Origin of the sequence: Enterobacter cloacae complex sp. SHL012 (genome assembly GCF_049237505.1) — a bacterium.
In the GTDB taxonomy this organism is placed as follows: Bacteria; Pseudomonadota; Gammaproteobacteria; order Enterobacterales; family Enterobacteriaceae; genus Enterobacter; species Enterobacter kobei.
In genome coordinates this window covers 37,852-49,842 of sequence record NZ_JBMKIZ010000007.1, presented here as the reverse complement: position 1 = coordinate 49,842, position 11,991 = coordinate 37,852, and the positions used below count along the sequence as shown (strand labels likewise).

Genomic DNA, 11,991 nt, shown 5'->3' with positions numbered 1-11,991 from the left:
CCATTTGGTTTCACTTGGGCAGTTTCTAAACAATCGCGCGGTAGTATAAAGGCAAGCCTGATTCATTGATATAGCCGTCACGGCGACGGGCGATAAGGAGATCGTGAAGCATGGCTTTCAAAACATGGCAAACGGGCGTTCATATTCAACAGGATAGGGTGCTGATTGCGGCGCTGGCCCGGGAGAGAGGCGGCTGGTGTTTACGCCGCTGGTGGGCATTCACTCTTGCTGAAGGCACGATTCGTGACGGCAAAATTTGCCAGCCGGAACAGCTGGTTAATGCGTTGCGCGACTGGCGAAAGACGCTGCCGCATTATCACCGGGTCTATCTCTCATTCCCAGCCGCGCGCACTCTGCAAAGGTCGCTTCCCCGCCCGGCGGTTGCGCTGCGCGACAGCGAACAGCTCTCATGGCTGGGCGCGTCGCTCTCGCGCGAACTGGAGATGTCCGCAGATACCCTCTGTTTCGATTACACGCAGGATACGTTCAGCAATACGTATCACGTCACTGCCGCACAAAACAAGGAGGTTGAAACGCTGCTGGCGCTGGCGAAAACACTACATTTGCGGCTGGCGACCATCACCCCGGATGCCAGCGCGCTGGCGAACCTGCTCCCTGCGGTAGCACCGACGCCGTGCGTCGCCTGGCGGGATCAGCATCAATGGCTGTGGGCCATGCGCCACCAGTGGGGACGTCGATACACCACTGAAGCAGAAAACGTCACTGAGCTGGCGGCGCTGCTGGCCCTCAACCCGAACGACATCGCGCTGTTTGATACCCAACGGACGCCATGGGAAACCCTGCAACGCTGCCATGCTCCTCTCCCCGAATGCGGAGCTGACTTTACCGTCGCGCTGGCACTGGCTATGAGTGAGGAGCCTGAATGAACGTCACCAATTTCCTGCCCTGGCGTCAGCAGCGTCGCGCGCGATGCCTGCGTTTCTGGGGCGGCATGTTTATCAGCACGTCGCTGCTGATCCTCATGATCGTTTTCAGTCTGCGAATGAACCATCAGGTAACGCTGCGCGCGCTGCAAAGTCAGCTTGTGGGAACCCAGTCCGTGCAGCGTGGCCTTATGTCTCGCCAGAAACTGACCACCGTGACGCAGAAGCCTGCGGGCACGCTGCAACGACACGCATGGCAACCGGTGCTGGAATCACTTTCCCGCGCCATGCCCCCACAGGTCTGGCTGACAGAGCTGCGTTATCAGCCTCCCGCGCTGATGATGATCGGGTATGCCTCCACCCTTCCGGCTCTCTCTGCGCTGCGCAACGGGGTGGGACAACTCGCCGGCTTTACGCCCGGGCCTGAAGGGGAGCTTCGGCAGGATAGCCAGGGGCGCTGGATGTTCACGCTGTACCTGAAAAGCGAGGGGTAGCGCGTGGAGACTTTGTTAGAACGCTGGTGTGATAGCCGCCCCTGGTGTCGGCTGATCTGCATGTGTCTGGGGATTTTCCTTGTGGGACTGGCAGCATGGAGCACGGTGCTTCGGACAGTTGAGAGGCAGTGTACAGAGCGACAGCAGCAGCTGGTCCAGGAGGTGCGGACTAACGCGTCGCTGTGGCCTTCCGCCAGTAAGACAGCGCTTCGTCCGGAAACCCAGACGGCACGGGAGATGATGCCATTTTCGCCGCTCGATTTTCAGGGTGAAGGAACAAAGCTCCTGCACTGGAAGCCGTTGCAAAACGGCGGCGAACTGGCGCTGGAATCGGCGTGGCAGGCGATCCCCGCACTCTTTTCCCGGCTGGCACAGCGGGATGTGCAGGTCGCTGCTTTTACGATTTCGCCCCAAAGTACGGTGTTACGCCTGCGGCTGGAGCTGGAACATGCGAAATAGCGCGAAGTGCCTGCTGGTTTGTTCCGTGCTGTTATTGACCGGCATGCGCGATCCGTTTCGTCCGCCGGATGACCCTTGCGCTACGGGCGAGCTGGCGCAGTGGCACTACCGCGGAATGGTAGCAGGACAGCAGCGACTGGCTATTTTACAGGACGGGCAACAGCGCTGGCATCGTATGAAAATGCGCGATCGTTTTCCGGCGGGCTGGCAGATAACCGCCATCAATGAAACGGAACTGGTCATTGCCGTGGGGGAGACATGTGAACCCGGGCAATGGACGTGGCAACGAGAAGGAAAGGATACAAATGACGTTAAGGATAATAGTGCTGTTGCTGCTGGCGTTCAGCCACCCGCTGTGGGCCGCCGCGCCAAAGCCGGTCACGCTGGTGGTGGATGATGTTCCTGTGGCCCAGGTGCTCCAGGCACTGGTTACGCAGGAGAACCGTAATCTGGTGATATCGCCCGATGTCAGCGGCACGCTCTCGCTTAATCTGACGGGCGTCCCCTGGCGGCAAGCATTGCAGACGGTCGTTGCCAGCGCCGGGCTCGTTTTGCACGAGGAGCGCAGCATTTTTTATGTTCATACCCCGGCATGGCTGCGCGATCGGCGGGAACGTTTAGAGCAGGAGCGGGCGCGTCGACAGCTTGATGCACCGCTGGTCTCGCAAAGCCTCCCATTTTCATATGCGGATGCCGGGGAACTGCAAAAAGCCGCGGAAAAGCTACTGAGTCCAAAGGGGAGTGTATCGGTCGACAAACGTACCAACCGCCTGCTGGTCAGAGATAACGCGGCCGCGCTGGAAGCACTGCAGCAGTGGGCGTTGCAGATGGATATTCCCGTCGAGCAGGTTGAGCTGGCGGCGCACATTGTCACCATTAATGAAAAAAGCCTCCGTGAGCTGGGCGTGAAATGGAATCTCGCTGACGCTACCGAGGCGGGCAGGGTTGGACAGATTACGACGCTTGGCAGCGATCTGTCCGTGGCCAGCGCAACCAGCCATGTGGGGTTTAACATCGGGCGGATTAACGGCAGGCTGCTGGATCTGGAGTTATCTGCGCTGGAACGAAAACAGCAGGTCGATATCATCGCCAGCCCCCGGCTGCTGGCCTCGCATATGCAACCGGCAAGCATCAAGCAGGGCAGTGAGATCCCGTATCAGGTCTCCAGCGGCGAAAGCGGCGCGACCTCGGTGGAGTTTAAAGAGGCAGTACTCGGAATGGAGGTCACGCCGGTGGTATTGCCCGGTGGACGCGTGCGACTGAAATTACACATCAGTGAAAACATGCCGGGACAGGTATTGCAGCAGGCTGACGGTGAAACGCTGGCCATCGACAAGCAGGAGATAGAAACCCAGGTGGAGGTCAAAAGTGGAGAAACGCTGGCGCTGGGCGGGATTTTCTCGCAAAAGAATAAAACCGGTAGTGACGGCGTACCCGGGCTTAGCCGCATCCCCTGGCTGGGACAACTTTTTCGCCATGATGGAAAAGACAATGAACGGCGTGAGTTAGTGGTGTTTATTACACCACGTCTGGTGGCTATTCACTGACGGGTAACGATCCCCGCAATGATTTTGCATTCAGTTTGTTGCAGATGTTTGACGTGGGGCATGAATTAGCATACAAGGAGTACCGATTTGAGTTGGACTTACGTCTTATTACCTTATGCGACCGGCGTGGTGATTTAATCAGTTGCCAAACAAGCCGGAGTATTGAGATAATTTTTAGTCTGACTCTCGCTCTATTGCATATGAGGTTTCAGTTCATGTCCTGCTACGCCGGGTGTCTGCGAAGCGGGGATTACCATTAACGAATAGTCTTAGTAGTACCGATAAAATGGCAGAGAAACGCAATATCTTTCTGGTTGGGCCTATGGGTGCCGGCAAAAGCACTATTGGGCGTCAGTTAGCTCAACAACTCAATATGGAATTTTACGATTCTGATCAAGAGATTGAGAAACGAACCGGAGCTGATGTGGGCTGGGTTTTCGATGTAGAAGGCGAAGAAGGTTTCCGTGACCGAGAAGAAAAAGTGATCAACGAACTCACGGAAAAACAGGGCATCGTACTGGCAACAGGCGGCGGCTCTGTGAAATCTCGCGAAACCCGCAACCGTCTCTCCGCCCGTGGCGTAGTGGTCTATCTTGAGACGACCATTGAGAAACAGCTGGCACGTACGCAGCGCGATAAAAAGCGCCCGTTGCTGCAGGTTGAAACGCCACCTCGCGAAGTTCTGGAAGCGTTGGCCGATGAACGCAATCCGCTGTACGAAGAGATTGCCGATGTGACCATTCGCACTGACGATCAGAGCGCTAAAGTGGTTGCAAACCAGATTATTCATATGCTGGAAAGCAACTGATTCTGGCTTTATATACACTCGCCTGCGGGTAAAGCATTAAAGGTGGATGTCGCGTCATGGAGAGGATTACAGTTACTCTCGGGGAACGTAGTTACCCTATCACCATCGCGGCTGGTTTGTTTAACGACCCAGCTTCCTTTTTACCACTAAAAGCGGGTGATCAGGCGATGCTGGTCACCAATGAGACGCTGGCTCCGCTTTATCTCGACCGCGTACGCCACCTGCTTGAGCAGGCAGGCGTTAAAGTCGACAGTGTGATTCTGCCCGATGGCGAGCAGTATAAAAGCCTGACGGTACTGGATACCGTCTTTACCGCATTGCTGCAAAAACCGCATGGTCGCGATACAACACTGCTTGCCCTGGGCGGCGGTGTTGTGGGCGATCTGACCGGCTTTGCGGCCGCAAGTTATCAACGTGGCGTTCGTTTTATTCAAATCCCGACCACGTTGCTGTCACAGGTCGACTCCTCTGTCGGCGGCAAAACCGCAGTCAACCATCCGCTCGGCAAAAACATGATTGGCGCGTTCTACCAACCCGCATCGGTCGTGGTGGATCTCGACTGTCTGAAAACCCTGCCGACGCGCGAGCTGGCTTCGGGTCTGGCTGAAGTGATCAAATACGGCATTATTCTGGATGGCGAGTTCTTTAACTGGCTGGAAGAGAATATGGATGCGTTGTTGCGCCTGGATGAAGCAAAACTGGCATACTGCATTCGTCGTTGTTGTGAACTGAAAGCAGAAGTTGTCGCCGCAGACGAGCGTGAAACCGGCTTACGTGCTTTACTGAATCTTGGGCATACGTTTGGTCACGCCATTGAAGCCGAAATGGGTTACGGCAACTGGTTGCACGGTGAAGCCGTCGCAGCCGGAATGGTCATGGCAGCCCGCACCTCTGAACGTCTGGGTCAGTTTAAACCGGAAGAGACGGCACGTATCATTGCGCTGCTTGAACGTGCAGGTTTGTCGGTAACCGGGCCGCAGGAGATGTCGGCGCAAGCGTATTTACCCCACATGATGCGCGATAAAAAAGTATTGGCAGGTGAGATGCGTCTTGTACTCCCGCTTGCAATAGGGAAGAGTGAAGTGCGCGGCGGAGTGTCGCACGATGTCGTTCTTGGCGCTATCGCTGATTGTCAGCAGGCGTAACAACTAGAAAGGTCAGGCCACTTTTACCGGTGGTCGTTTAGCTTCAGGCGAAATGCAAAGACGTAGGCATAAGCCTTTGAGTGGGGTGTTAAATGGATGAATTCAAACCAGAAGACGAGCTGAAACCCGATCCCAGCGATCGTCGTACTGGTCGTTCTCGTCAATCTTCAGAACGTGATAACGAGCCGCAGATCAACTTTGACGATGTTGAACTGGATGCAGACGATCGTCGCCCTTCGCGTAGCCGCAACGCGCGTGATGAGCGAGAAGAAGAGGATTATGAGTCCGAAGAAGATTCAATGGACGAACAGCCTGTAGAGCGTCGCCCGCGTAAACGTAAAAAAGCCGCTGCGCAGAAACCGGCTTCCCGCCAGTATATTATGATGGGCCTTGGCGTTTTGGTGCTTGTGCTGCTGATTGTTGGCATTGGCTCCGCGCTGAAAGCACCGTCAACGAACTCAACCGAGCAGACGGCTTCTACTGAGAAGAGCATTAATCTTTCCGGTAACGATGCGACGGATCAGGCGAACGGTGCGCAGCCAGCGCCGGGCACCACTTCCGCTGAGCAGACTGCCAGCAACACCACGACGCCGCAGGATGTTTCCCTGCCGCCTGTGTCATCAACCCCAGCTCAGGGCCAGGCTCCCGTTACGCCTGAAGGCCAGCAGCGTGTAGAAGTTCAGGGAGACCTGAACAATGCACTGACGCAGCCACAGAACCAGCAGCAGGTTGATAACGTTGTGGTGAACTCTACGCTGCCAACTGAACCTGCAACCGTTGCGCCGATTCGCGGTGGTAACGCTCAGCCGCAAACTGCGGCGACGGAAACCAAGCCGCGTCAGACGCAAACGGCGACACGTCCTGAACGTAAGCAGGCGGTGATTGAACCTAAGCGTGAAACCAAACCTCAGGCCGTAGTCAAAGCGCCTGAAGTGAAAGCCGCACCGACACAGCCGAAACACACGGCTACAGCTGCCGTGAACGAGCCGGCCAAAGCGCCAGTCACGCAGACTGCACCGAAAGCGACGGCGACCACAACGGCACCGGCGGCCACCACTGCGCCTGCCGCGACGGCTTCCAGCACGACAGCAGGCAAAACCGCAGGCAACGTCAGCTCGCTGAAATCTGCGCCATCCAGCAACTACACGCTGCAGTTGAGCAGTTCGTCTAACTATGACAACCTCAACGGTTGGGCGAAGAAATCAAATCTGAAAAACTACGTGGTTTATCAGACGACCCGAAACGGTCAACCGTGGTATGTGTTGGTTAGCGGGGTTTATGCATCCAAAGATGAAGCGAAACGTGCCGTGGCGTCGCTGCCTGCAGATGTTCAGGCTAAAAACCCATGGGCGAAGCCGATTCATCAGGTTCAGGCCGATCTGAAGTAATGTTTAAAGCGCAGGATGCTGTCGGAGCTTTCTCCACAGCCGGAGAAGGTGTAATCAGTTAGTCAGCATGAAAAAAAATCGCGCTTTTCTGAAATGGGCAGGGGGGAAATACCCCCTGCTCGATGATATTAAAAAGCACCTGCCAAAAGGCGAGTGTCTTATCGAGCCCTTCGTGGGTGCAGGATCGGTGTTCCTGAACACTGATTTTTCTCGTTATATCCTCGCGGATATCAACAGCGACCTTATCAGCCTCTATAACATCGTCAAACTGCGTACCGATGAGTATGTGGAAGAGGCGCGTAAGCTGTTTACGCCTGAGAACAACAACCCTGACGTCTACTATCGGTTCCGCACGGAGTTTAATCAGAGCCAGGATCCGTTCCGCCGCGCTCTGTTGTTCCTCTATCTCAACCGTCATGGTTACAACGGCCTGTGCCGGTATAATCTGCGTGGTGAATTCAACGTGCCGTTTGGTCGTTATAAGCGCCCGTACTTCCCGCAGGACGAGTTATATCACTTTGCTGCAAAAGCGCAGAATGCAGAGTTCCACTGTCTCTCCTATGAGGAGTGTATGGAACTGGCGGGCGTAAATTCGGTGGTTTACTGTGACCCTCCGTACGCCCCGCTGTCGGCGACGGCGAATTTCACCGCCTACCATACCAACAGCTTCAGCCCGGCCGAACAGGCGCGTCTGGCGGAGATGGCGGAAAAGCTGGTCAGCAAAAGAATTCCGGTGTTAATTTCGAATCACGATACGCCTGATACGCGCGAATGGTATAAAGCCGCGAAGCATTTTCAGGTTAAAGTGCGGCGTAGCATTAGCAGCAACGGCGGCACACGTAAAAAGGTGGACGAACTCCTGGCTCTTTATCGCCCCTGAGCCGTTTTGCCCGCCGGTAAACACATTTCAAGGAGATGCGGATGAAACAGTTTTTGATTGCTCCCTCAATTCTGTCGGCCGATTTTGCCCGCCTGGGTGAAGATACGGCTAAAGCTCTCGCGGCTGGCGCAGATGTCGTCCATTTCGACGTTATGGATAACCACTATGTCCCCAACCTGACGATTGGCCCAATGGTGCTCAAGGCGCTGCGTAACTACGGCATCACCGCGCCGATCGACGTTCACCTGATGGTCAAGCCGGTCGACCGAATCGTGCCAGACTTCGCCGCGGCGGGGGCCAGCATCATCACTTTCCATCCGGAAGCCTCAGAACATGTGGACCGCACCCTGCAGCTGATCAAAGAGAATGGCTGTAAGGCGGGTCTGGTGTTTAACCCGGCCACGCCGTTGAGCTATCTCGATCATGTCATGGATAAACTGGACGTCATTTTGCTGATGTCTGTTAACCCGGGCTTTGGCGGTCAGTCGTTCATCCCTCATACGCTGGACAAGCTGCGCGAAGTGCGCCGTCGTATTGATGAGTCAGGATACGATATTCGCCTGGAAGTGGACGGCGGTGTGAAAGTGAATAACATTGGTGAAATTGCGGCAGCGGGCGCGGATATGTTCGTTGCCGGGTCGGCCATTTTCGACCAACCGGATTACAAAAAAGTCATTGATGAAATGCGCCGCGAGCTGGCGAAGGTAAGTCATGGATAAATTGCAGGCAATTCGGGGTGTAGCGTTCGACCTCGACGGCACGCTGGTTGACAGCGCGCCGGGCTTAACGAGCGCCGTGGATCAGGCGCTGTATGCCCTTGAACTGCCCGTTGCGGGCGAAGAACGTGTTGTGACGTGGATTGGCAACGGTGCCGATGTGCTGATGGAGCGCGCGTTAACGTGGGCTCGCCAGGAGCGCGCGTCGCAGCGTTCCGCGCAGGGCAAACCGAGCGTCGATCACGCGGATATCCCTCAGGATGAGCAGCTGCGTATTCTGCGCAAACTGTTCAATCGTTTCTATGAAGAGACCGTTGAAGAGGGGAGTTTTCTCTTCCCGGACGTCCAGGAAACCCTGAGCGTGCTGCATGCCAAAGGCATCCCGCTTGGGCTAGTGACCAATAAACCCACGCCGTTTGTTGCCCCTCTTCTCGACGCGCTGGATATCGCGAAATATTTCTCCGTGATTGTGGGCGGCGATGATGTGCAAAACAAAAAGCCGCATCCGGAACCGCTGTTGCTGGTGGCAGGAAAATTATCCTTAACACCTGCGGAGCTGCTCTTTGTCGGGGATTCCCGCAATGATATTCTGGCTGCCCGCGCGGCAGGATGTCCTTCCGTCGGATTGACCTATGGCTACAACTACGGTGAGGCCATAACGCTGAGTGAGCCGGATGTTGTGTTCGACCACTTCAAAGATTTGTTGCCCGCACTCGGGCTTTCGCACAGTGAACATCAGGAATTGAATAATGACTAAGCCCATCGTATTTAGTGGCGCACAGCCGTCAGGTGAATTGACCATTGGTAACTACATGGGTGCGTTGCGTCAGTGGGTCAGCATGCAGGATGACTACCATTGCATTTACTGCATCGTGGATCTTCATGCTATCACTGCGCGTCAGGATCCTGAGAAGCTGCGCAAAGCCACCCTGGACACCCTGGCCCTCTATCTGGCCTGCGGCATCGATCCTGAGAAGAGCACCATTTTCGTTCAGTCACATGTACCAGAGCACGCACAGCTGGGCTGGGCGCTGAACTGCTACACCTACTTCGGTGAACTGAGCCGCATGACCCAGTTCAAGGATAAATCCGCACGCTATTCTGAAAACATCAACGCCGGTCTGTTTGACTATCCGGTGCTGATGGCGGCTGACATTCTGCTGTACCAGACCAACCAGGTTCCTGTCGGTGAAGACCAGAAACAGCACCTGGAGCTGAGCCGCGATATCGCCCAGCGCTTCAACGCGCTTTATGGCGAGGTGTTTAAAGTACCAGAGCCGTTTATTCCGAAATCGGGCGCACGCGTCATGTCGCTGCTGGAACCGACCAAGAAGATGTCCAAGTCAGACGATAACCGCAACAACGTTATCGGCCTGCTGGAAGATCCGAAATCCGTGGTTAAAAAGCTTAAGCGTGCGGTGACCGACTCCGACGAGCCGCCAGTGGTGCGCTACGACGTGCAGAATAAAGCGGGCGTTTCCAACCTGCTGGATATTCTCTCCGGTGTCACCGGCCAGAGCATTTCAGAGCTGGAACAGCACTTCGAAGGCAAGATGTACGGCCACCTGAAAGGTGAAGTGGCAGACGCCGTTTCCGGCATGTTGACCGAGTTGCAGGAGCGTTATCACCGCTACCGTAACGACGAAGCTTTCCTGCAGAAGGTGATGAAAGACGGCGCGGAAAAAGCCAGCGCGCGCGCGTCAGAAACCCTCAAAGCGGTGTATGAAGCGATTGGGTTTGTGGGTAAACCATAGGTAAAAGCAAAACGGTAACCACGTTACCGTTTTTAGGGTTTGTTCCCTCTCCCTGTGGGAGAGGGTCAGCGTGAGGGCATCAGGCCGCACTTCCCAAAACTAAAAAACCGGGAAATCCCGGTTTTTTTACGCCTGAAAACGACTTACTGCTGTGCCGCCTGTCCGCAACCACCGATGATCTTCGAAATTGAGATCGCCGGGTGCAGCAGATAATCGTAGCTGCAGTTATTTTTGGTGTTTTGAACGTGACCGGTACAGGCCGTCAGGGTCGATAACAGGCCAACCAGAACGGCGGCTTTTGCCAGCTTGAACATACGCATTCCTTGTCTAAAAAATTGGATGTAATACGAGGGAATAAATGGAAAAGTTCCACTATGCGGGCGGTATGTTAGCGGTAGCCGTTAGAGGGGAGTAGTCCGCTTAAGGACTACTCGAAGAGGGAAAAATATGTGTCAGTGATTCGAGAACCAGTTCAGCTTATCGCGTAATTCAACCACGCGACCCACCACAATCAACGCCGGACTTTCAACCTGCTGCGCCAGCTCGCCGAGTTGAGTCAGCACACCATCGACCACACGCTGCGTAATGGCGGTACCGTTTTCCACCAGCGCAACGGGCATATCTGCCTCCATGCCGTGCTCCAGCAGTTTCGCCTGAATGGTGGCGGCCTGATTTAGCCCCATGTAGAAGACCAGCGTCTGCTTTTCAGCGGCCAGGTTATGCCAGTCCAGTTCGCTGCCGGTTTTGAGGTGGCCCGTCACAAGACGCACGCTCTGCGCGTAATCGCGGTGGGTCAGCGGGATGCCGGAGTAGGCTGAGCAGCCGGACGCCGCCGTAATCCCTGGCACCACGGAGAACGGAATACCTGCGTTGCACAGGGTTTCCAGCTCTTCGCCGCCGCGACCAAAGATAAACGGATCGCCGCCTTTCAGACGCACCACGCGCTTACCTTTCTGCGCCTCGCGCAGCAGGATCTGGTTAATCTCTTCCTGCGGTACGCAGTGGTAGCCCGCGCGCTTGCCGACGAAGACGCGATCGGCGTCGCGACGCACCAGGTTCATGATGTCATCGGAGACCAGGCGGTCGTAGACCACGATATCCGCCTGCTGGATCTGTTGCAGGCCTTTCAGCGTCAGTAAGCCTGCATCGCCAGGACCCGCGCCGACCAGCACCACTTCACCACGGTGATCCAGCGGTTCGTTCAGTAACTGTTCGGTCGTCTCTTCCACCGCTTTTGTGTCCTGGTTCGCCAGCGACTGCGCCAGCCTGTCGTTCACAAAGAACTTTTCCCAGAAGCGACGGCGCTCCCCTACGGTCGCGAAGGTTTGCTTCACGCGGGAACGAAGTTGTCCGGCATAGTGGGCAATCTGACCAAGATGCTGCGGCAGCACGGCTTCCAGTTTTTCCCGCAGCAGGCGGGCGAGAACAGGAGAGCGTCCACCGGATGACACCGCAATCATCAGCGGTGAGCGGTCGATAATCGACGGCATGATAAAGCTGGCTTCTTTCGGCGCATCTACCACGTTGCAGAAGATACGCCGCGCTTCGCAGGCATCGCTGACGCGCTGATTCACGGCATCGTCATCCGTTGCGGCAATGGTCAGCCAGCAGGTATCCAGCAGGGATTCATCAAACTCTCCTTGTACCCGCGTGAGCATCCCTTCCTGGGCCCAGACGTCAAACTGCGGGGTGAAGGTGAGAGCATTCACGGTCAGTCGGGCCCCCGCTTCCAGCAGCAGGCGCGCCTTGCGCTCAGCCACATCGCCGCCGCCTACAAGCAGGCAGTCGCGATGGCGTAATTGACAAAAAATCGGCAGGTGGTCCACGACGATACCTCACAGCATTCAAGGAGGGGGTAAGCATTGACGTCAGGATAACAGCAGGAATCGCCGAAAATATACGGTTTTTCCTGCCGT

At 55.8% G+C, this 11,991-nt stretch carries 14 protein-coding genes; 12 read left to right on the top strand and 2 right to left on the bottom strand.

Going from position 1 to position 11,991, the window contains the following annotated elements; genetic code table 11:
* Window positions 1-110 precede the first annotated feature (110 nt).
* From ACOTY9_RS19300 to trpS, 12 genes are all read left to right on the top strand, one after another.
* On the top strand, window positions 111-887 hold the full coding sequence (locus ACOTY9_RS19300; protein WP_047343543.1) for a hypothetical protein: 777 nt from the start codon (window positions 111-113) through the stop codon (window positions 885-887).
* Window positions 884-1,378 carry a PilN domain-containing protein gene (locus ACOTY9_RS19295; RefSeq protein WP_047027073.1) on the top strand — a complete coding sequence of 165 codons (495 nt, stop codon included), beginning with the start codon at window positions 884-886 and terminating at the stop codon, window positions 1,376-1,378. The genes ACOTY9_RS19300 and ACOTY9_RS19295 overlap by 4 nt, the downstream gene beginning before the upstream one ends.
* Window positions 1,379-1,381: 3 nt before the next feature.
* Window positions 1,382-1,837, top strand: coding sequence for a HofO (locus ACOTY9_RS19290; protein ID WP_348566052.1), 456 nt, complete (start codon window positions 1,382-1,384; stop codon window positions 1,835-1,837).
* The gene (locus tag ACOTY9_RS19285; RefSeq protein WP_348566051.1) at window positions 1,827-2,234 is read left to right on the top strand and encodes a HofP DNA utilization family protein; all 408 of its coding nucleotides are present in this window, start codon (window positions 1,827-1,829) and stop codon (window positions 2,232-2,234) included. The genes ACOTY9_RS19290 and ACOTY9_RS19285 overlap by 11 nt, the downstream gene beginning before the upstream one ends.
* On the top strand, window positions 2,143-3,384 hold the full coding sequence (gene hofQ, locus ACOTY9_RS19280) for a DNA uptake porin HofQ (protein WP_348566050.1): 1,242 nt from the start codon (window positions 2,143-2,145) through the stop codon (window positions 3,382-3,384). Before ACOTY9_RS19285 ends, hofQ begins: the two co-directional genes overlap by 92 nt.
* Window positions 3,385-3,670: 286 nt before the next feature.
* Entirely contained in the window at window positions 3,671-4,192 is a 522-nt protein-coding gene (gene aroK / locus ACOTY9_RS19275; protein WP_003861630.1) for a shikimate kinase AroK, read from the top strand.
* Between the two features lie 56 nt (window positions 4,193-4,248).
* Window positions 4,249-5,337: a 3-dehydroquinate synthase gene (aroB, locus tag ACOTY9_RS19270; protein ID WP_023331481.1), complete on the top strand. Its 1,089-nt coding sequence runs from the start codon at window positions 4,249-4,251 to the stop codon at window positions 5,335-5,337.
* A 92-nt stretch (window positions 5,338-5,429) separates the two neighbouring features.
* Window positions 5,430-6,725, top strand: coding sequence for a cell division protein DamX (damX, locus tag ACOTY9_RS19265; protein ID WP_014885525.1), 1,296 nt, complete (start codon window positions 5,430-5,432; stop codon window positions 6,723-6,725).
* 67 nt (window positions 6,726-6,792) lie between these two features.
* Window positions 6,793-7,605, top strand: coding sequence for an adenine-specific DNA-methyltransferase (gene dam, locus ACOTY9_RS19260; protein ID WP_014885524.1), 813 nt, complete (start codon window positions 6,793-6,795; stop codon window positions 7,603-7,605).
* Window positions 7,606-7,646: 41 nt separating this feature from the next.
* On the top strand, window positions 7,647-8,324 hold the full coding sequence (gene rpe / locus ACOTY9_RS19255) for a ribulose-phosphate 3-epimerase (RefSeq protein ID WP_014885523.1): 678 nt from the start codon (window positions 7,647-7,649) through the stop codon (window positions 8,322-8,324).
* Entirely contained in the window at window positions 8,317-9,078 is a 762-nt protein-coding gene (gene gph / locus ACOTY9_RS19250; protein WP_023331480.1) for a phosphoglycolate phosphatase, read from the top strand. Before rpe ends, gph begins: the two co-directional genes overlap by 8 nt.
* The gene (gene trpS, locus ACOTY9_RS19245) at window positions 9,071-10,075 is read left to right on the top strand and encodes a tryptophan--tRNA ligase (protein WP_023337905.1); all 1,005 of its coding nucleotides are present in this window, start codon (window positions 9,071-9,073) and stop codon (window positions 10,073-10,075) included. The genes gph and trpS overlap by 8 nt, the downstream gene beginning before the upstream one ends.
* A 143-nt stretch (window positions 10,076-10,218) precedes the next feature.
* Here trpS and ACOTY9_RS19240 read toward each other — a convergent pair whose 3' ends face one another.
* Entirely contained in the window at window positions 10,219-10,389 is a 171-nt protein-coding gene (locus ACOTY9_RS19240) for a YhfL family protein (protein ID WP_014885520.1), read from the bottom strand.
* Between the two features lie 138 nt (window positions 10,390-10,527).
* The gene (cysG, locus tag ACOTY9_RS19235) at window positions 10,528-11,901 is read right to left on the bottom strand and encodes a siroheme synthase CysG (RefSeq protein WP_014885519.1); all 1,374 of its coding nucleotides are present in this window, start codon (window positions 11,899-11,901) and stop codon (window positions 10,528-10,530) included.
* Window positions 11,902-11,991: the final 90 nt, after the last annotated feature.

What these genes read in the sequence shown, in the direction of transcription:
- ACOTY9_RS19300 (WP_047343543.1), top strand. Translation starts at nt 111, where the DNA reads ATGGCTTTCAAAACATGGCAAACGGGCGTTCATATTCAACAGGATAGG.
- ACOTY9_RS19295 (WP_047027073.1), top strand. Translation starts at nt 884, where the DNA reads ATGAACGTCACCAATTTCCTGCCCTGGCGTCAGCAGCGTCGCGCGCGA.
- ACOTY9_RS19285 (WP_348566051.1), top strand. Translation starts at nt 1,827, where the DNA reads ATGCGAAATAGCGCGAAGTGCCTGCTGGTTTGTTCCGTGCTGTTATTG.
- hofQ (WP_348566050.1), top strand. Translation starts at nt 2,143, where the DNA reads ATGACGTTAAGGATAATAGTGCTGTTGCTGCTGGCGTTCAGCCACCCG.
- aroK (WP_003861630.1), top strand. Translation starts at nt 3,671, where the DNA reads ATGGCAGAGAAACGCAATATCTTTCTGGTTGGGCCTATGGGTGCCGGC.
- aroB (WP_023331481.1), top strand. Translation starts at nt 4,249, where the DNA reads ATGGAGAGGATTACAGTTACTCTCGGGGAACGTAGTTACCCTATCACC.
- damX (WP_014885525.1), top strand. Translation starts at nt 5,430, where the DNA reads ATGGATGAATTCAAACCAGAAGACGAGCTGAAACCCGATCCCAGCGAT.
- dam (WP_014885524.1), top strand. Translation starts at nt 6,793, where the DNA reads ATGAAAAAAAATCGCGCTTTTCTGAAATGGGCAGGGGGGAAATACCCC.
- rpe (WP_014885523.1), top strand. Translation starts at nt 7,647, where the DNA reads ATGAAACAGTTTTTGATTGCTCCCTCAATTCTGTCGGCCGATTTTGCC.
- gph (WP_023331480.1), top strand. Translation starts at nt 8,317, where the DNA reads ATGGATAAATTGCAGGCAATTCGGGGTGTAGCGTTCGACCTCGACGGC.
- trpS (WP_023337905.1), top strand. Translation starts at nt 9,071, where the DNA reads ATGACTAAGCCCATCGTATTTAGTGGCGCACAGCCGTCAGGTGAATTG.
- ACOTY9_RS19240 (WP_014885520.1), bottom strand. Translation starts at nt 10,389, where the DNA reads ATGTTCAAGCTGGCAAAAGCCGCCGTTCTGGTTGGCCTGTTATCGACC.